At 34.4% G+C, this 22240-nt stretch carries 16 protein-coding genes; 8 read left to right on the forward strand and 8 right to left on the reverse strand.

The genetic code is table 11. The annotated features are described in order from the left end of the window. Positions 1-265 precede the first annotated feature (265 nt). Entirely contained in the window at positions 266-2617 is a 2352-nt protein-coding gene (locus D9V42_RS15575) for a fibrinogen-binding adhesin SdrG C-terminal domain-containing protein (protein WP_122064997.1), read from the forward strand. A gap of 264 nt (positions 2618-2881) precedes the next feature. Here D9V42_RS15575 and mmuM read toward each other — a convergent pair whose 3' ends face one another. Then, positions 2882-3790 carry a homocysteine S-methyltransferase gene (gene mmuM, locus D9V42_RS11285; RefSeq protein WP_122064999.1) on the reverse strand — a complete coding sequence of 303 codons (909 nt, stop codon included), beginning with the start codon at positions 3788-3790 and terminating at the stop codon, positions 2882-2884. Positions 3791-3799: 9 nt separating this feature from the next. Beyond that, a complete protein-coding gene (locus D9V42_RS11290) occupies positions 3800-5128 on the reverse strand; it encodes an amino acid permease (RefSeq protein WP_122065002.1) in 1329 nt (442 codons plus the stop codon). 274 nt (positions 5129-5402) lie between these two features. On the opposite strand from D9V42_RS11290, the gene D9V42_RS11295 reads away from it, so the two are divergent. The 4 genes from D9V42_RS11295 (at position 5403) to D9V42_RS11310 (ending at position 10799) form a co-directional block, all read left to right on the forward strand. Next, the gene (locus D9V42_RS11295; protein WP_107555069.1) at positions 5403-6647 is read left to right on the forward strand and encodes a Glu/Leu/Phe/Val family dehydrogenase; all 1245 of its coding nucleotides are present in this window, start codon (positions 5403-5405) and stop codon (positions 6645-6647) included. A gap of 277 nt (positions 6648-6924) precedes the next feature. Continuing rightward, positions 6925-7869, forward strand: a complete 945-nt coding sequence (locus D9V42_RS11300; protein WP_107555070.1) for an agmatinase family protein — start codon at positions 6925-6927, stop codon at positions 7867-7869. A gap of 17 nt (positions 7870-7886) precedes the next feature. After that, positions 7887-9107, forward strand: a complete 1221-nt coding sequence (locus tag D9V42_RS11305) for an Nramp family divalent metal transporter (RefSeq protein ID WP_122065004.1) — start codon at positions 7887-7889, stop codon at positions 9105-9107. A gap of 405 nt (positions 9108-9512) precedes the next feature. Beyond that, entirely contained in the window at positions 9513-10799 is a 1287-nt protein-coding gene (locus tag D9V42_RS11310; RefSeq protein ID WP_122065006.1) for a condensation domain-containing protein, read from the forward strand. A 293-nt stretch (positions 10800-11092) separates the two neighbouring features. Here the strand turns inward: D9V42_RS11310 and D9V42_RS11315 are convergent, their stop codons facing one another. Both D9V42_RS11315 and D9V42_RS11320 read right to left on the reverse strand, forming a co-directional pair. Beyond that, positions 11093-11572, reverse strand: a complete 480-nt coding sequence (locus D9V42_RS11315) for an SRPBCC family protein (RefSeq protein WP_233665147.1) — start codon at positions 11570-11572, stop codon at positions 11093-11095. Positions 11573-11665: 93 nt separating this feature from the next. Then, complete coding sequence (locus D9V42_RS11320; protein WP_122065008.1) at positions 11666-13294, reverse strand: ribulokinase; 1629 nt, start codon at positions 13292-13294, stop codon at positions 11666-11668. Positions 13295-13497: 203 nt separating this feature from the next. Between D9V42_RS11320 and D9V42_RS11325 the strand changes: the two genes are divergently transcribed. Genes D9V42_RS11325 through D9V42_RS11335 form a run of 3 tightly spaced genes read left to right on the forward strand, consistent with a single transcriptional unit; the run spans position 13498 to position 16654 of the window. Then, positions 13498-14571: an alcohol dehydrogenase catalytic domain-containing protein gene (locus D9V42_RS11325; protein WP_122065010.1), complete on the forward strand. Its 1074-nt coding sequence runs from the start codon at positions 13498-13500 to the stop codon at positions 14569-14571. 15 nt (positions 14572-14586) lie between these two features. Next, positions 14587-15825, forward strand: coding sequence for an MFS transporter (locus D9V42_RS11330; RefSeq protein ID WP_122065012.1), 1239 nt, complete (start codon positions 14587-14589; stop codon positions 15823-15825). Between the two features lie 40 nt (positions 15826-15865). Continuing rightward, positions 15866-16654, forward strand: a complete 789-nt coding sequence (locus D9V42_RS11335) for a DeoR/GlpR family DNA-binding transcription regulator (RefSeq protein ID WP_122065014.1) — start codon at positions 15866-15868, stop codon at positions 16652-16654. Positions 16655-16763: 109 nt separating this feature from the next. Here the strand turns inward: D9V42_RS11335 and D9V42_RS11340 are convergent, their stop codons facing one another. The 4 genes from D9V42_RS11340 to uxaC all read right to left on the reverse strand — a co-directional run bounded on the left by D9V42_RS11340 (position 16764) and on the right by uxaC (position 22231). Further along, positions 16764-18485, reverse strand: a complete 1722-nt coding sequence (locus D9V42_RS11340; RefSeq protein WP_122065016.1) for an ABC transporter ATP-binding protein — start codon at positions 18483-18485, stop codon at positions 16764-16766. A gap of 484 nt (positions 18486-18969) precedes the next feature. Next, the gene (locus D9V42_RS11345; RefSeq protein ID WP_107530554.1) at positions 18970-19791 is read right to left on the reverse strand and encodes an SDR family oxidoreductase; all 822 of its coding nucleotides are present in this window, start codon (positions 19789-19791) and stop codon (positions 18970-18972) included. After that, positions 19791-20822 carry a mannonate dehydratase gene (locus D9V42_RS11350; protein ID WP_122065018.1) on the reverse strand — a complete coding sequence of 344 codons (1032 nt, stop codon included), beginning with the start codon at positions 20820-20822 and terminating at the stop codon, positions 19791-19793. The genes D9V42_RS11345 and D9V42_RS11350 overlap by 1 nt, the downstream gene beginning before the upstream one ends. Before the next feature lie 2 nt (positions 20823-20824). Next, positions 20825-22231: a glucuronate isomerase gene (gene uxaC / locus D9V42_RS11355; protein WP_122065020.1), complete on the reverse strand. Its 1407-nt coding sequence runs from the start codon at positions 22229-22231 to the stop codon at positions 20825-20827. Between the last annotated feature and the right edge of the window lie 9 nt (positions 22232-22240).

Here is a 22240-nt window from a genome sequence, read left to right on the forward strand (position 1 = left end):
GTCAAATATAATTATTCTAATACACTACTTGATTCTCAAATTTCATGAGGATTGAGTAGTTTTTTACGCCCAAAACATTTCGCACGTTATTTTTTAAAATTCATAAATTAATTAACTTTTAAACGCTTAACAAATCTAATATTATTTTTATCATTTAATAAATAATTCAAAACAATTAATTATTACATTGCGTAAACATATAAAATAAATTATAATACTTATCTATATCACAATATAATATGAATTTTAAAAAGAGGAGAATGTTATGTTTATAAAGAAAAATGAAAAGTTTGGTATTCGTAAATATAAATTTGGGGCTGCGTCAGTACTTTTAGGTACTTGTCTAGCCATTGGTTTAAGTGCTTCTGGGGAGGCAAAAGCATCAGAGACTACGAATGAAGAAACAAAAATCGATTCAAATAATCAAAACAGTGCAGCACAAAGTGAAAACAATACATCAAATGAAGTTGCTATTAACAATGAAATAACTGCACCTAATGATACAGCGTTAAATAAAAATGATGTGGAAAAGTCTGAATCTGTTAACACTGATAAAAATATAGAAGCAGATGAAACTTTAAAAATTGAAGATAACACTAAACCTGAAGCATCACCTCAAGAAGATATGAGCGATAAAAGCGAAAATGCGAAATTAGATACGAACAGCAACAATAAAGACGCTAATTCTGGTGAACAAACACCATCTAACTCTGCACCAACTTCTAGCGAAGCCCATACGCAAAATGAAACTACGCAATCTGCCACTACATCTGAACAAAGCACACCACAGAAAAATGAAGTAAGTGAACCTAATAAAGATGAAGCACAACTACCATCAATTGAAAACACTACTTCACCAAAACGCACAATCTCTACATATAATGCTACAAATCCAAACCCTGAAGTAGCTAGTAATGAAAATGGAGTTGGTAAAGATGTAAGTGATAAAATTACTGTGGTTAATAGCAATATTGAATCGAATGATACAATCAAACCACATAATGGTGAAAGATCAACTTTAAACTACGAATTAACATTTGGGGAAGGTGTTAAAGAAGGTGATTATTTTGATATTTCGCTTTCTAATAATGTAAATACTCGTGGCGTATCTGCGATAAGTAAAGTTCCAGAAATCAAAAATGGAGAAACAGTTATTGCAAATGGGAGTATTTTAGAAGACGGAAAAATTAGATATAGATTCACAGATTACGTAAATAATAGAGAGAAGATAAAAACAAACCTGTCTTTAAATTTATTTATTGATCCTAAAACTGTTCCTCATGATAGTAATCAATCAATTATCGCGACAATAAATGGGCAAAAAACTCAAAAAGATGTATATATAAAGTATCTAAATGGCATTAATAACGTTGGTTTAAGTGTTAATGGTAGTATTGTTTCATTAAATAAACAAAATAATACTTTTACGCATCTAGCTTATATTAACCCAAATAATTTTAAAATTCCTGCCGCTACTGTCTATGGTCAAATCATTAACGGAAATAAACAAGACGGCAACCTACCATCTGTAAAAGTTTTTAAAGTAATGAAGCCTAATGAATTAAATCAAAGTGTATACGCTGACACGTCAGATACTTCAATGTTTCAAGATGTTACTAACGACATTCATTTAAATGTTACTAATGGTAATTACCAAATGGACTTTGATAATTTAGATAGTGTCTATGTAGTCAAATTTGATAGCACTTATGATGGTGATGCACAATCATTAACTTTTAGAACAACACTTTCAGGATTCTCGCCATATTATGAGGATTATTACACACAAGCAAGTTGGAATAATGGCGTATTATTCTATCAAAACAAAGCTGATGGAGAAGGATCTGACCCGAAACCTAAACCTGAACCAACGCCGGATCCTGAACCAACACCAGAGCCTGAAAAAACACCAGAGCCTGAGCCAACGCCGGATCCTGAACCGACACCGGATCCTGAACCAACGCCAGACCCTGAACCAACGCCGGATCCTGAACCGACACCGGACCCTGAACCAACACCAGACCCTGAACCAACGCCGGATCCTGAACCAACACCGGAGCCTGAACCAACACCAGAGCCTGAACCAACACCAGAGCCTGAGCCAACGCCGGATCCTGAACCGACACCGGATCCTGAACCAACGCCAGACCCTGAACCGACACCGGATCCTGAACCAACACCGGAGCCTGAACCAACACCAGAGCCTGAGCCAACGCCAGATCCTGAACCGACACCGGAGCCTGAACCAACGCCAGAGCCTGAACCAACACCTGATCCTGAACCGACACCGGACCCTGAGCCAGCAACTAAAGGTGATGAAATTAAAGTTTCACCTAATCATCACAATAATGTGGTTAAACTAGAATCACAAAAAAATGCAAAGTTAAATATACAGGCTATCAATGCTAGTACAGCAGTAAAATCTAGCCAAAATGCTACAAATACAAAAGCAGAAACGTATATTCCAAAAACAAAACCTTCGCAGTCAACAACTGAAAAGAAACAATTACCTGATACCGGTGAAAAAGAACGCAATACAACTATTTGGAGTAGTTTATTACTATTATTAGGTTCCACACTACTCATCTTTAGACGAAAGAAACAAGAGGAAAAGTAAAACTTCTCTATAAACAACATATAAAATAACTTATTCACTGTCATGAGGTAAACTTTAAAACATAAATATATTGATCTTCACAATTTTTCATGAGAAATATCTAAAGTTAATAATCGAATCACTTTAAAACGTTTTGTTAGTACATTACTTACCGCTTCATATTTAAAATACGCTTCAAGAAATAACTTAAAAAGTTATTTTCTTGAAGCGTATTTTTCATAACCTAAAACAAAACTTCGGTTGATATATTCAAACATACTATAATTAAACTGACAAATTTATTTTATCGTGAATTCTTTTAATGTCTTCTGGTGTCGTTTGGCAACAACCACCAACTATTTTAACATCATGCCTTAACCAATCTGGAATCTGTTCAACAATCAAGTGGCTATCACCCATACTCTCCCATTGTTTTGTGTCCGCATTATATTTTGCGCCACCATTAGGATAGAGCGCAATTGTCTGCGGTAAAATAGTAAGCCCTTTTTCCATAGCTTGATTGACCCCTGCTACAGATGAACAATTAATACCAAAAACTGGAATTTCTTTTTTATATTTTTGGATAAACTCACATAAGTCTTCGAATTTTGTACCATCAGACAAGTCGCCTAAATCATTTACCGTTACAGATAACCAAAATGTTTGGTCCATATAGTGTGGAACAATATACTCAACAATAGCTTTAATCTCTTCAAAGTTTGGCACCGTTTCAAAAACAAAATCATGCACCCCTCTTGTAATTAATGCATCTATACGTGAACGGTGAAAGTTAAAATAATCCTCGTTACTTAATTCATAATTACCTGTATATTCAGAACCATCACTTAAATATGCACCATAAGGTCCTAAACTACCAACGATTACTTGCTTAGATGTACTCGAATCCATGATTTGATCAACCGCTGTAGTAAATAGTTGTTCTATTTCAACATCTTTTAGTCCAATATCTGAAAACGTTTGATAACTTGCTTGATATGTACTCGTAAGTAATATGTCTGCCCCTGCATCTGTAAATGATTGGTGTGCTTCTTTAATTTTTACAGGGTTATTTTTCAATACTTCACTCGACCATAATGATGAATTTAAATTACACCCTGCTTGTTCTAATGTTGTTGCTAAACCACCATCTAACACTAATGGTGCTTGAGCTTCTAACTTTTCTAATAACCTCATTTATTTGCCTCATTTCTTGTGGTACTTAATAAAATAGTATAATAATGCGATTGCTGCAAAAGGCACACCGAAATAAAGCGCTGGTGCTTGATTAGAGTCAAAAACCATACCAACACACGATACTAAACACAAAATAAATCCAATAATAGCTACTGATTGATGTATTTTCAAACTATGATCAACTCTTTTGGCATTAAAGTAAGAAACACATATGCTCATCCAAACAATTACTACGGCTAAACCAGCAATAGATACAAGTACTACATATAGTGAATCCGCTGCATAAATACTTGATAATAAAGCTAACAAACCACCTATCATACTAAATAACGTTGCATTTACAGGCATTCGATATTTATTTAAACGCCCAAACCATTCAGGAAACACACCTTCATTTGATAAACTCCATATCATTCTACTTGCAGCATATAACCCTGAATTAGCAGCTGATAATAAAGCGGTAATAATCACTAAATTCATAATGTCTCCAGCATATGGAATCCCCATTTTTTGAAAAATCACCACGAAAGGACTTTCTAAGGATTTCCCTTGATAACTAGGGATTAATATCGAGATAATAACCATCGTTCCTATAAAGAAAATAACTAGTCTCCATAAAGTGGCGCGTATCGCCTTAGGAATAACTTGCTTAGGATTTTCAGTTTCACCAGCCGCAATTCCTATTAACTCCGTTCCACTAAAAGCATAATTCACAGCCAACATTGTTAAAAATACTGCTCCTATACCATTAGGAAAAGTAGGATGAGTGTATCTCTGTGTAATTGTATTTATTCCTTCATATCCATTGTAATGGATTATACCTAAGATGACGCAAATACCTAAAATAATAAATACAATAATCGTAACCACTTTTACCATCGAAAAATAAAATTCAACTTCTGCATAGAACCTTGTCGATATGATATTAAAAATCAATACCAATATAATCGCACTGGCAGCAAATATATATTCAGGTATTTCAGGAAACCATTTTTGCATCAAAATACCTACGGCAGTAAATTCAGATCCTAATGCTACCGTCCACGTTAGCCAATAAAACCATGCAACAATGTACCCTACTGAAGGGTGAATATATTTGCTAGCATATGTATGAAATCCTCCAGTTACAGGATGTTTAATGGCTAATTGTCCCAAACAAAGCATAACTAAGTATACGAGGATTGAGCCTACTAAGTAAGACAATACAGTACCTAGTGGACCTGCTTGCTGTAATGTATATCCAGAACTTAAAAATAAACCTGTACCAATGACACCGCCAAAACTCAATAACATAAGATGACGTTGTTTCATAGCACGTTTGAATGTCGTTTGTTCCATTTTATGTGCTCCTTATCTTTAAGTACTAAATATATAATTTTTTATATTATTAATCATTCTATTGATTTCTGAAAATTTAGTCAATATAAAGTTACAAAATATACTACTCAAAATTCAAACACCGTTGTATACACACCAATTAATAATTTAAATAAGTAAGCGCTATCTTTTTAACTGAATTTTCAAACTTTTATAAAAATTCAGTTTTTAGTATTGATTTTCATTCTTCACGCCCTTACCATGAAATATAAGTAACAGATAAAGGAGATATGTAATGACAGAACATAATGATTTAGTAACTTCAACACAGGAAATTACGAAAGAAGCTTTACATAAATTAGGTTTTGACGATGGCATGTATGAACTCATCAAAGAACCTTTAAGATTTTTAGAAGTACGTATCCCAGTCCGTATGGATGACGGTACGGTTAAAACATTTACCGGTTATCGTGCACAGCATAATCATGCCGTTGGTCCTACTAAAGGCGGTATCCGTTTCCATCCCGACGTAAATAAAGAAGAAGTTAAAGCGTTATCCATGTGGATGACAATGAAATGTGGCATCACCAACCTACCATTTGGTGGTGGTAAAGGCGGTATTATCTGCGATCCTAGACAAATGAGCAACCAAGAATTAGAACGTTTATCTCGCGGTTATGTTAAAGCCATTTCACAATTTGTTGGACCTGAGAGCGATATCCCAGCACCAGATGTTTATACAAACCCACAAATTATGTCTTGGATGATGGATGAATATAGTAAGATTAATCGTTCCAACGCCTTTGCGTTTATTACGGGTAAACCCCTTTCTTTAGGCGGTTCACAAGGCCGTAACCGTGCCACTGCGCTAGGTGCAGTCATCACAATTGAAGAAGCTACAAAGCGTAGAAATATTGATATTAAAGGATCTCGTGTTGCGATTCAAGGCTTTGGTAATGCTGGAAGCTTTATCGCAAAAATCTTACATGATATGGGTGCCAAAATTGTAGCCATATCTGAAAGTTTCAGAGCGTTGCATGACCCGAATGGTTTAGATGTTGATCATCTAGTTGAACTTAAAGAGCAACATGGCAGAGTCACACACCTATTTGATGATAATATACCTAAAGAACAATTATTTGAGGTTGATTGTGACATCTTAGTCCCTGCTGCATTATCTAATCAAATCACTGAGGATAATGCGCATCAAATTAAAGCAAAAATTATCGCTGAAGCAGCTAATGGACCGACTACCCCAGAAGCGACACGTATTTTAACTGAGCGTGACGTCTTAATTATTCCTGATGTCTTAGCTAGTGCTGGTGGCGTAACCGTCTCTTACTTTGAATGGGTACAAAATAATCAAGGTTACTATTGGCCAGAAGCTGAAGTTAATATGAAGCTACGTGAAAAAATGGTTGAAGCTTTTAATACTATATATGACTTAGCAGAAGATAGAAAAATGGATATGCGTTTAGCTGCTTATGTATTAGGAATCAAACGTACTGCTGAAGCATCACGTTTCCGCGGTTGGGCTTAATGCTTAATACTTAATACGTATCACGCAAATTCATAAAACATATCAATAGAGCTTGTTTATAACATCCACTGACGTTAAATGACGCTAGTGGATGTTTTGTTTATTCATCACTAGCTATTACTAACAATGCACTACTTAGCCCCTTGCATAGTAACTTTTCTATTTAAAATTATTTAATTAACACTTCCCGCTTCTAGAAATTCGAATTTTCAGATTTATTTGAAATACAAAATAATAATCTATATACTTATTTACAATAAAGGGGAGGATATACATTATGAAAAATAATATTTACGGTAATGTTCCATGTTTTTTAAATAGTAAGAACCTGACTCAAACAAATACTTTAGACACAGATGTCATCGTTTATGGCGCACCGTTCGAAGGTGAAAGTACTTGGGGGGATTATACTGGCGTTGAATTAGGCCCAAAACAAATACGTGTTTGTTCCGCGCGTTACAGTCAATATTTGCCCGAGTTAAATCATATTGATATCAGCGAACACTTAACTATTGGAGATGTGGGCGATGTTCCATTTGTAGCACACGACAACAAACAAAGCTATGATAATATTGCTAATTTCACTAAACCACTTTGGGAAAGTGGAAAGTTCTTAGTAGGGTTTGGCGGTGAACACGGTGTTACATATCCTATCCTTAAATCTTTGACAGAAACTGGTAAAAAAGTAGGCATCATACATTTAGATGCCCACTACGATAATATGCCGGACTATGAAGGTGAGCCTTATGCACGTAACACACCTTTCATGCATCTTTACAATACCGATGGCATACGAAATGAAAGTATTATTCACACAGGTATTCACGGCCCTCGAAATCAACCTGCTACAGGTCGTTATGCTCAACAAGCAGGAGCTGTTACTTTAACAATTAATGATATTCGTGAAGCTCAGGATTTAAAAAAGTATGCACACGACATTTATGAACAAGCAAGTCAAGATGTTGATGTTGTGTATTTAACAATTTGCAGTGATGTATTGGACTTTGCATTTAATCCTGGAGGACCCGTAGATGGTAACGGCATTACCTCTTATGAATTATTAACAATGATCCATGAATTTGGTAAATTAGGTCTTTGTGGCATGGATTATGTAGAAGTATACCCAATGATGGATGCCAACCAAAACTCAGCTCACTTTGTCTCTACAGCAGTACTATATGTGCTTGCTGGCCACGTCGCTTATTTAAATCAATCAAAATAATTTGAGGAGTGGTTTAATTGTTAAAAAGTGCTAAGAAAATTTTACGTTCACTTGGTCCAGGAATGATTATTACAGCCTCTTTCATTGGTCCAGGCACTGTGACGACCATGACTCAAGGTGGCGCAGGATTTGGCTATAGTTTACTTTGGGCGGTAGCATTTTCCATCATCGCTACAATTGTACTGCAAGAGATGATTATTCGGTTATCACTTGTCACCCGTGAGGGGTTGGGTGAGGCCATCCAAGACTTATTTAAAAATAAACTTGGCAAGTTGATTCTAGTTTGGTTCACTTTAATTGCTGTAACCATTGGTTGTGCAGCATATATCAGTGGTGACTTGATTGGCACCTCACTTGGTGCTTCCTATTTACTAAATTTGCCTGAACATTGGGTAGCACCCGTAATCGGTGTCATTATCTTACTCATCGGCTTATTTGGTAATTATCGTTTTTTAGAAAAAATAATGATCCTACTCATGGTTATTATGGGTATCATATTTATTACTACTATGATTGTTATTAAGCCAGATGTTATAGGTATCTTAAAAGGTATCTTTGTACCTACAATACCAAATGGTTCAATCCTCACGGTCATTGCACTTATTGGTACAACCGTTGTGCCTTACAACTTCTTCATCCATTCTACTGCAGTCCATGAACGGTTTGGTCACATAAAAGAATTAAAATTTGCACGTTGGGATACAGTCATCTCTATCTCAGTTGGGGGTATTATATCCGCAGCGATATTAATCTCTGCAGCCACTTTAATCCAAGGTAAAGAGGTCACAAGTGTGATACAACTCGCAGGGCCACTAGAACCGGTGTTAGGTGATGCGGCTCCAATCGCAATCAGTGTTGGTTTGTTTGCTGCAGGTCTATCATCAGCTATTGCTTCACCCACAGGTGCTGCCGCTACTATTAGCAGCTTACTCGGATGGCAAGGCGGTATGAAGAGTAAAAAGTATAAGGCAGTATTTACTATTATTATCATTATAGGTATTATCACTTCGGCCTTAGGCTTTGAACCGCTTCAAGTATTACTCATTGCTCAAGCCTTAAATGGTATCATTTTACCTATTGTGGCCATTTTAATTTTTATTAATATTAATAAGAAGAACTTAATGGGTCATTTTACGAATACCATTTGGCTTAATATTATCGGGGGAATAGTGGTTTTAGTCGTAAGCTTTTTAGGTATCTATAGTTTAATGGATGCTATTAGTACTTTTATGTCTTAATCTTTTATAATCAAGAATCATAGTCTTACATGCTCTGTACAACTTCTAAATATAACTTTTCAAGCTACTAATCAATCTTATTCACGGGAGATTAGTAGTTTTTTTGTTTTTATAGAGTAAATTATCACTTCTCTATTTTCTGTCTCTCTTATTACAAAAATTGTTACAACGACATCATCTTTCTGCGTTCATATTTATAATTAGTAAAATAACATTTTATAATTATTAAATTCACCGCTTAAATCATAAAGTCAAAACACTATGTTATCTTCTTAACACTATAAATAACATAGTAATATAAATGTTTTTATTTAATAAAATATTGTTACACAAACTTATTTATAATTGTTTTTAATAATATTTATGCTAATATTTATATTAACTATATAACAAAGGAGATAAATAATGAAAAAATATAAGATGTCTACAGTTCAAGATGAATTCATTCGCATTGAAGAACGTCACGAAAATACAAGTATTAATAATATAGCTGGTATTATTCATATAAAGAAACAACTTAACTACCAACAAATTAATGACGCCTTCAATAAAGTGATTGAACAACACGAAACACTTAGAATCAGATTCACTAAAGAAGATGGAGAATATAGGCAGTATGTTGCTGATTATGAGCAACAAAATTTTGAATCCTTAAATTTTCACAATGATCAAGTGAACTATGATAAATGGCTTAAAAATAATACGAATAGGAATTTGTTTATCTCAGATGAAAACTTGTACCATGTAAAAGTAGTAAAATGTCCGGATGGGCATATGGGGATTTTTATAATATTACACCACTTGATAATTGATATTTGGGGAATCACTATTATTATAGATAATTTTGTAAAAAAATTAATAGGTAAAAAGAACGAAATGATACCAAATTCAACTTACTTAGAAATAATTACAAATGAACAAGAGTATAAATCATCTAAAAGATTTATTAAAGATCAAGCTTTTTGGCTTAAAAAAACTAAATATTTTGAAAATAATTCTCTTTTTGAAGGAAACAGATCAAATAGTGTAGTTGGAGAAAGACTGCGGATTGATTTATCAGATAAAGTTAGTGCAAAAATCAATCATTTTTGTACTAAAAACGCAATTAGTGTAAGTAACCTTTTCACAGCAATTATGCATATTATTAAACATAAAAAAACACATGCAAAAATCACTTCAATTGGACTGGTGATACATAATAGAAATGGGCAAAATGAAAAACAATCAACTGGCTTGTTTGCAAAATACTTACCAATGATTGTCGAAATAAATAATGACTTACCTATAACAGAATTTTTATACATAATAAAATTGGAAAGTCTTAATTTGTTAAAATACAGACACTATCCATTTAGATATATTATCGAAAATTGTAAAAATAAAAAAGGATTAGACGATTGCTTTATTTCCTTTCAGAATGCAAAATACGATTCAGAATTTATAGAAGACGGTTTTACTGATGAGTGGTTGAACAGTGGTACAAATGGCGCTCCACTATGCGTAAACATTTGTAATAGAAGTAACAAAAATAATTTGGAGATTGACTATGCCTATCAAACAGATATATTGGATGAAGCAGGAATCTATCGCTTACATGAAACGATTTTAAATGTATTTAATAAAATATTAGAAAATCCTGAACAAAAAATTAGTGAAATGAATATAAGTTTAGAGGAAGTTTTAACACATTAACAACTTTTAAAGAAACTTATTGCATATATATTTTCTAACGTTCACAAACAATATAGTAATTTACTTATTTCTTTTCAAATCAACCTAGATATGTAATCTTTACTAATATATACAATGTTGTTTTTCTATCGCTGACAACTATGCTTTAACTTTATTAGGAACATGATAAAAAAGTACCTCGTATGACATAAAATAGCTAACTAAATTACATAGTAACCCCCTCATCACCTATATTATGTAACGAGGGGGTTATATTTATATAATCATACTATATAATGATTTCACATCTGCTATTAAGCTAGTATTTGCTTTAGTTGCTCAAACATTTTATTATATCCTTCTTCTGTTTGCTTTTTAGTATCTTCCTTTGATTGTTCATATGATTGCTTGTTCATTGTGTCGTTTAAAGGTACTTTTAAACCTTGATTAAATTTAACTTGTGTTTCATTTTCTAAGTCTATAAACTCAACGGTTATGATATCTTCTAAATCACTAAATTGAGGCATTTTAAAAGAATACATCAATTTATATGGTTTTACAATATCCATATATGTACCTGTCGCTTTATATGTTTTACCTTCTCTTTCATCAACTATCTCCCACTCACCATTAATTTCAAACTGGTTCTGTGCGACTTTATTTGTTTCCTTAGAAGTATATAACCATTGCTTGAAAATCTTTGGTTCTGTCCATGCCTCAAACACTTTTTCAACTGAAGCGTTCACTTTAAATTCTATATCTAAATTTACGATTTCCCATTCCACAACAGTCATCCCCTTAGTATCATTAGTTACTATATCATTTCCTCTTTTTACACCTATAAACCACAAATACCTAGCAGTTTAAATTGTATTAATACTGTAAATTCACATCAACGCACTAACATTACGCATAATACGTGCTTTTTTGTAACCATGTAAATCATGCAATTCTTTGTAAGCGCTGAATAATTTTTTATAAATACGTACCTGTTGAGGGTCTGGTTCTACTTGATAAAGCACTGGTTCTTTCATCGCTTCTATAGCTGAATTGAAATCAGGATGCGCACCACCACAAATAGAACCTAAGATTGCTGCACCAATGGCTGGCGCATATTCACTATCAATGACAGTAATCTTCTTATTTAATATATTGGCATAGATCTCCATCAGTAAACCATTCTTTTTAGGAATGCCCCCACAAGCAAATACATGCTCAACTTCCATTTGCCATCCTTGATATTGTTGCATAATCATTTTTGCACCAAAGGCAGTTGCCTCCAAATATGCACGATAGATTTCCTCATGTCTTGTCTGCAAACTCATTCCAAAGAGACTACCTTTTAAATTACTATCACTTAATACGCTACGATTACCGTTATGCCAATCTAAAGCAATCAGACCACTTTCACCAGGATAAAGTTGAGCAGCTTTTTCATTAAGTAAATCAAATATAGAAATTCCGCGTGATTCTGCTGTTTTAACATAATCATAAGGAGCTTGCTTCGCGACATATTCAAACAGATCACCTACTGCCGTTTGCCCCGCTTCATAAGCATATAAATCCGGAATGATGGCTCCTTTAACTGATCCAGAAATTCCGGGAACTTTATGTTGTTCTTTATTAAGCATTAAATGACATGTGCTAGTCCCCATAACCATTGTCATTTCTTTATCTTTCTCTGAACCAATACCTAATAAACTTGCGTGTGCATCAATGATAAACGGGCTAACTTGTGTATCTGGTGACAAACCTAGTTTCTCTGCCATCTCCTTGCATAAAGTACCTACGCTATCACCTATACTGACTACTGGTGCATCAACTTTTGTACGTACAATATCTGATAAATTTGAATCTACTTTACCAAATAAATCATAATGAAAACCCGTCTCTGCTTCCCAAAATGATTTAAAGCCCAAGCCACAATTAGACCTTACATTCTGACCAGTCAGACGATTTACAATCCAGTCGCCCGCTTCCATAATATTTGCTGTAACGTCCATAACTTCAGGTGCTTTATTGTTAACTTCCATGATTTTAGGAATCATCCATTCACTACTAACATTAAATCCATAATACCCTAACCATCTATTTTTAGCTTCTAATGCTGTCTTAAATAATAAATCTGCTTCATCTTGTGCGCCATGGTGTTTCCACAACTTTACATAAGCGTGTGGATTATCTTGAAAACCTGGTCTGTTGTGTATGGGCTCCATTTGTTCATCTACAAATATAACTGTTGAAGATGTAAAATCAATGCCGATGCCTACAATTTCAGACACTGAAATATTGGTTCTTTCTATAATGGCTGGAATACCTGTCTCAATGATGTCCATATAATCATTGGCATTTTGGAGCGCAAAGCTTTGGGGTAGTTTCTCTCCACCCAACTCGCCTTCTATGGTGCCATGTATATAGTTTTTTATATATTGTTCTTCAATTTTTCCATTTTCGGTATTAATCAAAAATACTCTACCTGAACCAGTACCAAAATCAATGCCGATGCTGTATGTCATTGTATAAGCCCCCATTCACCCTTCTTTAAGAAAACGCTTTCTTAAATCATAATTAAGTTTAAACTAAAAATCAACATAAAAAATCATAAAGCAACAAATAACTGCAGAAAAGAACAAAATGAGTTTGACAAATTCACGTGTAAGCGTTTACTATTGTCGATATAAACATATATGAACAAATAATATCAAGGAGATGTGCAAATATGAAAATTCAATCGAATGCCTTCCGATTAACTGAACCTGGTCAATTCGAACAAGCTACACTTGTTCATGACTACGACGATAGAGATCTTATTATTAGACCAACTAAAGCAAGTGTCTGTCATGCAGATTTACGCTATTACACAGGTAATCGTCGTCCTGAAGCACTCGCAAAAAAATTACCTATGGCACTGTTTCATGAAGGAATTGGCATCGTTGAAGATTCCAAGCATCCAGATTTCATCCAAGGTGACAAGGTTGTCATTGTTCCAAATATTCCTTCTTACCTACGCAAACAAACTTTTGCACCTTCTCCTTATCAAGACAACTATGATGAGCATGCTTTATTTATGGGAAGCGGCTTTGATGGTATATGCCAAGATCAACTGGTTGTACCTGGAGATAATGTAGTTAAAGTACCCGATACTTTAGATGAAGACGTTGCTTTGTTAGCAGAGCTATGTTCTGTTTCGTTATTCCCTATCAATCAACTTGAACATATCACTACAGATAACTCTCCTCAAGTTGCCATATTCGGTGATGGTCCTGTTGGTTACTTAGCAGCTACGGCATTACATTATATTTACGGTATTGAAAAAGAACAATTGTTAGTTTTTGGAGCCATCAAAGAAAAGTTAGCTGCTTTCGAAAATTTTGCAACGACGCATTTAGTCTTTGATTATGATTTCAAACAGCATCGTGATGTACATACTGTCTTTGAATGTGCTGGAGGCAAATTCTCTGAATCTGCTATTAACCAAGCCATCGACTTAATTGATAGACAAGGTCATATTGTATTAATGGGTGTCACTGAAGAGCGTGTCGGTATCAATACGCGTGATGTACTTGAAAAGGGGCTAACATTTTCAGGGAGTTCTCGTAGTACAAAACGCGAATTCGAACAGCTTATCAATGCGTTCAGCAACAAGCAATACCAGAAAGCATTAAGACAGTTAATTCCTGACACTTATTATCATATTTATAACACTAATGATTTAAAAATAGCGTTAGATGATACAACAGCAAACAAAGGATGGAAGAAAACTTATTTACAATATCATTGGAAAAATGACTAAAAAGGTGGTTTATAAATGAATAATTCAAGTTCTATTCTAGGTATGCCTCGACAAATTATTTGGGGCTATATTGGTATCATCGTCTTTATGATGGGTGATGGCTTAGAGATTGGTTGGCTAAGCCCTTGGCTACACGGACATGGTTTCTCTGTGCAAGAAACAAGTTTACTCTTCTCTGCATACGGTGTAACAGTTGCTATAGCAAGTTGGCTCAGTGGTGTATTTGCTGAAGCACTTGGAGGCAAACGTACCATGTTATTAGGCCTGATCTTTTATATTATCGGAACAATTTTCTTTGTTGGCTTTGCAATTACGTCCCAAAACTTATCACTCATGTTGCCAGCATATGCATTAAGAGGTCTGGGTTATCCTTTATTTGCTTATTCATTCTTAGTATGGATATCATATCGTTCAGAGCAAAAGACACTCGGCGCAGCTGTAGGATGGTTCTGGTTTGTCTTCACAGGTGGTTTAAACGTTCTTGGTGCCCTCTATTCTATTTGGGCAATCGAATATTTAGGGCATATCAATACATTATGGAGCTCATTAATATGGGTTATTCTAGGTGGTTTCTTTACTATAATATTAAATAAAGACACACTACCTTCAAGCCAAGGTAGCGCTTTAGAAAAACTCAAAGAAGTATTTAAAGGTGTAACTATTGTTGCCGAAGAACCAAAAGTGTTATTAGGTGGTATTGTTCGTGTAATTAATACGACGGCACAATTCGCCTTTCCAGTTTTCTTACCTATTTATTTATCATCTTTTGGTATCCCGACCTCTAAATGGCTAGCGGTATGGTCCACTATTTTTGTTGGTAATATCTTGTTTAACCTAATCTTCGGTGTTATTGGGGACAAGATTGGTTGGCGTAATACTGTAATGTATTTCGGTGGCATTGGAAGTGGTATTTCGGTCCTATTGATGGGTTATGTCCCTATTTGGACAGATGGTAATTTAGCTTTATTAACAATTGTTGGTTTCTGTTGGGGTGCATTTATTGCAGCATATGTACCACTATCTGCATTGGTACCTTCCCTTGTTAAAAAAGATAAGGGCGCAGCTTTATCCGTGCTTAACTTAGGTGCTGGTTTACCTGTATTTGTAGGTCCAATGATTGTTTATCTATTCATCGGTAGTATAGACGCAATCGGTGTAATTTGGGTCCTTGCCATTTTATACTTTATCAGTACATTCCTGACTTATTTTATTAAAATGCCAAAACATATGCAAAATGATGAATATCCCGCATAATTAGCAATAGCCAAACAATAATTTTAGGAGGTTGTCGTCGATGTTACCAGCAGAAAGAGAACAATATATTATTACATTTTTGAAAGCTAATAAAAAAGCTACGATACACACGTTAGCGAAAGAATTTGATGTACATGAAGCAACAATTCGCCGTGACTTAAATAAATTAGAACAGTACAACCACATCAAGCGGACACATGGTGGGGTCGTATTAAATGACACGGAGGTTTGGGATGAATTAAACTTTGATGACCGTGAAACAAGTTATTATTATGAGAAAGTAGCTATAGGTCAAAAAGCTGCTGAATTTATTGAGACAAACGACACATTGTTCATTGATTCTGGATCGACGACATTACATTTTGCGCGTGCACTTGCACAAAAAAACAATTTAACAATTATCACTAATGATATCCATATTGCTTCTATTTTAAAATCAACATCTAACCAAGTCATCGTTACTGGTGGCACCTTATATAAAGATAATTACTTATTGAATGGTATGATGACAAACGAAGCGCTTAAACAATTTAATCCTTCTAAATTATTTCTCGCAACACCTGCTATTGATTTAGAAAAAGGCATTACACACTTTAATGACACACTTGCTTCTACAAAAATACAAATGGTTAAACAAGCCAAAGAAATTTATGTACTTACCGACAGTTCTAAATTTGACAAAGTATCTCTTTATCACGTTTGTCCTAATGACACAATCGATGTATTGATAACGGACCAAACTAACTCAAAAGTTGATTGGCAAAGTTATCGCAATCATTTTAATAAAATCATTACGGTAAACCTAAACGCACAATCTGAATCGTTTTAAACATAAGTCCCAATATACAAACACGATTTACTATTTGTGCGAACAATAAAGCGTGCATCATTAGGTACTAAACCTATTGATGCACGCTTTTTATTTATCTCTTTTAAAGTTAAAAAGTCTCAACTTCCGCAAATTGCGATGTGTAAAGTTGTTTATATGGGCCATCCTGCTGCATAAGGGTTTCATGACTTCCCTCTTCCAATATTTGGCCGTCTTTTATAAATATTATACGATCAACATCTTTAATCGTTGATAACCTGTGCGCAATAATTAAAGATGTTCGATCTTCTGAAAGTTTCTTAAACGCTTTTTGAATTTTATTTTCTGTTTCAATATCTAGTGCACTTGTTGCTTCATCTAAAATAATAATAGATGGATCTTTCAAAAACATTCTCGCAATCGATATACGTTGTTTTTGTCCACCAGATAATTTTGTGCCTCTTTCTCCTACGAGTGTATCAAGTCCGAACGGCAACTCATTTATAAATGTTTCTAGTTGCGCGTTTCGGATAGCATCCCATATCTGTGTTTCATCAGCATCTAAATGTCCGTAAACAATATTATCCCTTAATGTGCCAGAGAACAAGAAAACATCTTGCTGCACAACTCCAATTTCTGAACGTAATGATGCTAATTGGATAGAGCGAATACTTTGCCCGTCAATTAAAATATCACCTTCATCTACTTCATAAAAACGTGGTAATAACGAACTAATTGTAGTCTTGCCACTACCGCTGGGACCAACTAATGCGATCTTCTCACCTTGATGAATTGTTAAATTCATATGATTTAAAATGGTTGTCTCCCCATAGCCAAACGACACATTTTTATATTCAATAGTCTGAGGCTTTGTCGGCATCTTAGTAGCATGTGGATCATCTTGTATTTCGGGATCTAATGCTAAGATTTCTCTAAAATTATTAAATCCTGCAATAGCTTTTGGAAATAATTCAATAATCATGTTAATTTGTTCTAACGGTTTAAACAATACATTCGTAATCATAATAAACGCCACGATACCGCCGTAACTTAAATCCCCATGTAATACAAAATAACTACCTACGATTAACACAATAACCAGTGTTAATTTTTGGGCGATATGACTAATCGTAATATTCCACGACATGTAATTATATGCCTTTAATTTGGTAGCTCTAAAATTGTCATTTATACCATTGAATTTTTGTTGTTCATGACGTTCATTAGTAAATGCTTGAACTAATCTAATACCACCAACATTATCTGCTATCAATTCATTAAAACGAGACACATTCGCAAATAGCCCTTTAAATGCGCGAGACATTTTTTGGCTGAAATATATTGCTAATATAAAAACAATCGGTACAACACAAAATGTAATAAGCGCTAATTTCACATCAATCGTCAACATAATTACAAACGCACCGATTAAAGTCATAATAGATAGAAATATATCTTCTGGGCCATGATGCGCCGCTTCACCAATGTCCATTAAATCATTGGTTAGTCGCCCTATTAATTTCCCAGACTTCTGATTATCAAAATACTTAAAGTTTAATTTTTGAATATGACTATATAAATCATTACGCATATCTCGTTCTATATTTGTGCCTAACTTATGCCCCCAGTATGTGACAACAAATTTAAGCACTGATTCAATAGCAAAAATACCTAGTAATACCAATCCAAAAATCACAATAAGATTCCAATTATTCGTTGGTAACAGACGATCTATGTAAATACTCGTTATGAGTGGAAAGATTAACTCTAATAAACCGACAACAATGGCAGAACCAAAATCTATAAAAAATAATCCTTTGTATGGCTTATAATATTTCAAAAATGATTTCACAACATCCCACCTAATCTATAATTTATAAATGTGCATATGCCTTTCATTATGGATTAAGTGATAATTATTATCAATGTTTTTTCATAATTGAACTATATCCTTTTTACAATAAATGATGATAGTTACTTATCGTCATTTCAACCTATTAATAAATAGTTATCTCGTGCCTGTTCTCTGTGGTCATTAAATCTAATCTGCTACATGCTTTTACAATAAAAATAAGAGTGGATCAGAAACCAATTTTGATTACATCGATTTCGTATCACACTCTCCTAATAATAATTAACCATTCATACATTTGTTACAATATTTAGTTTGTCATTTTGCGCAATAATCGTAATGTGTGGTTAAGTATATAAACCTTTACAACATAACGTAACGCCTTTGGTTCTTTACTGAAACAGACGTTAGCTATGCAGTCATTTGGCTATTTTCTCCTGCGACCTGTTGATTAACTGACACCTCAACCAGTTACAAATCTTTGCTAAACTCCTGAATAAGATGAGAATCCACCATCGACTGGTACGACTATACCAGTAACAAATCCACTCATATCGTTATCCATTAACCAATAAAGTGTACCTAAAATTTCTTCAGGTTCGCCAAAACGATTCATTGGTGTTTGAGATAAAATTTTCGAAGCACGTTCAGAATATGAGCCATCTTCATTACGCAACAACGCTTTATTTTGATTTGTTTCAAAGAAACCTGGTGCAATTGCGTTCACACGAATTCGACCTGCAAAGTAAGTACTTAACCACTGTGTAAAGTTACTCACCGATGCTTTAGCACCACTATATGCCGGGATCTTCGTTAATGGTGTAAAAGCATTCATAGAAGATATGTTAATAATCGTTCCTGTGTCAACTTCTACCACATCTTCACCAAATACTTGTGATGGTAAGAACGTACCTGTGTAGTTTAATTTAAATACTTTATCTACACCTTCTTCAGTTAAGTCAAAGAAGGTTTTGTCACCGTCTTCATCATACATTTCATCATTCGTTGTAGCATTTGGATTATTACCACCTGCGCCATTAATAAGTACTGAAATTTTCCCAAATTTATCGTTAAATGTTTGTTTGGCTTGTTGTAACGACGATTTATCTAATACGTTAGCTACCAGTGCGACGGTTTGTGTTCTTTCTTTATCAATTTCATTTTGTAAGTCCACAATTTTCTCTTCGGAACGTCCTAGAATGCCTACATTCGCACCTTTTTCTACAAGTGCTTTCACAAATGTTGAACCTATTACGCCTGTTGCTCCTGTAATAACGACATTAATGTCTTTAAATTGTGCAGTCATTATTTACTCACTCCTTCAATTAAACCATTAATATATGTTGCCCCTAATGCTCTATCGAACAATCCATAGCCTGCTTTCCCTGTTTCTCCCCAAATCATACGCCCATGATCTGGTCTGATTGTGCCTTTATATTCTATATCTCTTAATGCTTCTACAACTGCTTTCATATCTACAGATCCATTTTTAGATAAGTGACCTGTTTCAACGAATGAAAATTCATCTAAGCGTTTTACATTACGCATATGCACAAAATGAATATGCGCGCCAAATTCCCGAATCATAGTTGGCAAATCATTCTCAGCTAAGGACCCCAAAGATCCAGTACAGAAGCAGATACCGTTATGTTTACTATCATTTATTGCTAGTAATTGTCTATAACTGTCATTATTCTTGATAATACGAGGAATACCAAAAATTGACCATGGTGGATCGTCCGGATGAATCGCTAAATCAATGTCGTGCTCAATTGCAGTTGGTAACACTGCGTCTAAGAAATATTTTAAGTTTGCCCACAATTGTTCATCTGACATTTCACGATACGTTGTAATCAGTTGATTCATCTCTGCTCTTGAATAACTCTCGTCCCATCCCGGTAAATTTAAATCTGTTGTTAAAGGGTCGATGTCTTTCAACTGATCGTGTTTATAAATTAATGTATTAGATCCATCATCAAGTTCGTAATCTAGCTGTGAACGGGTCCAATCAAATACAGGCATAAAATTATATGTGACTGTTTTAACGCCATTAGCCGCTAAATTTTTCAATGATGTTTTATAATTTTCTATTAAAGCGTCGCGTTCCATCGTCCCCATTTTAATTTTTTCACTAACGGGAAGACTTTCTACTACTTCAAACTTTAAGCCTTCCGCTTCAATAGATTGTTTTAACTGAGAAATTCTTTCGAAAGTCCAAACTTCACCAACTGGTACATCGTAAATCGCCGTAACAATTTGCTTCATATCTGGAATTTGTTTAATGTTTTTTAAAGTTACGGGGTCATCTTCCCCGTACCAACGAAATGATAATTCCATAATTATTCCTCCTTAACTCCTTCAATTTTGAATAAATTAACTGCATTGTTATAACAAATATCTTTCACCATTTGATCAATTGTGGATGGTGATAATGCAATTTCTCCTTTTTCAATCTTTTCTCCCAAGAAATTACACAATATTCTTCTAAAATACTCATGGCGTGTATAAGAAATCATGCTACGAGAGTCCGTTAGCATGCCGACAAATTTAGACAATAAACCAACGTTGGCATAATCTACGAGGTGGCGTTCCATGCCTTCTTTCGTATCATTAAACCACCATGCTGCACCTAGCTGTACTTTGTGCGCACTATTTGAAAAGTTTCCTGCAATCGCTTGAACCATTAAATGATCATTTCCATTATTAGGGTAAATAATAGTGTCTGAAAGTGCTTGGTGTTGCTCAAGATGGTCCAACATAGCATTTAACCTCTTCGCACTGAGTTGTTCTCCAACACTATCGAAACCACTGTCTGGACCTACTTTGTGATACATATTTGTATTATTATTTCTTGTAGGACCTAAGTGGAATTGAACGACCCAATTCAATTCGTGATAGACTTTACTAATTTCTGTTAAAATATAGCCTGCTAATTCATATTGTTCAGTTTCTGAAACACTTTGGCCACTTACTAATGTTTCAAATATCGCATGAGCTTCTTCAGACGACGCAGTCATTAATGGTGTTTTTTCAAAACTTTGATCCGAACTTCTAGCACCTTGTCTATCAAAGTAATGCACACGTGCTTTCAATGCTTCGATATAATTATTTAAGTTATTAATGTCACAATCAGTGGCTTCATCTAATTTAGTTATTTTTTCTTGCACTGTTGCACTGCTTAAAAATACATAGCTGTCCGGTCTAAATGTAGGACACACCTTGAATGTTACTTTTTTATCTTCATTTAATAATTGATGATATTTCAAATCGTCACATGGATCATCTGTCGTACATACAACTTTCACATTACTTTGCTTTATTAAATTTTGTGGTGTGTGTGACGTCTTAGCTAATTTACGATTTAATGATTTATAAAGTTTTTTAATATTTACTTTATCTAAATCAGCATCCTCATTAAAATAACGTTTTAATTCAAGTGCACACCAATGGTACATCGGATTAACGATTGAATACGGCAACATATGCATAAATGCTTGGAACTTATCAAAGTCATCTGCATTACCAGTGATATAGGCTTCTTCAATACCGTAAGCCCTCATTAATCGCCATTTATAATGATCTCCCCCTAACCAAAGCTGTGTAATATTCTCATAATTTTTATTTTCATAAATTTCTTTAGGGTCTAAATGACAATGGAAATCATAAATCGGTAAATCTTTCACCTTTTCATATAACTTCACTGCTGTTTTATTGTTTAGTAAAAAATCATCAGTAATTAATGACATAATATTTTG

The organism is Staphylococcus pseudoxylosus (genome assembly GCF_003697915.1).
Taxonomy (GTDB): Bacteria; Bacillota; Bacilli; order Staphylococcales; family Staphylococcaceae; genus Staphylococcus; species Staphylococcus pseudoxylosus.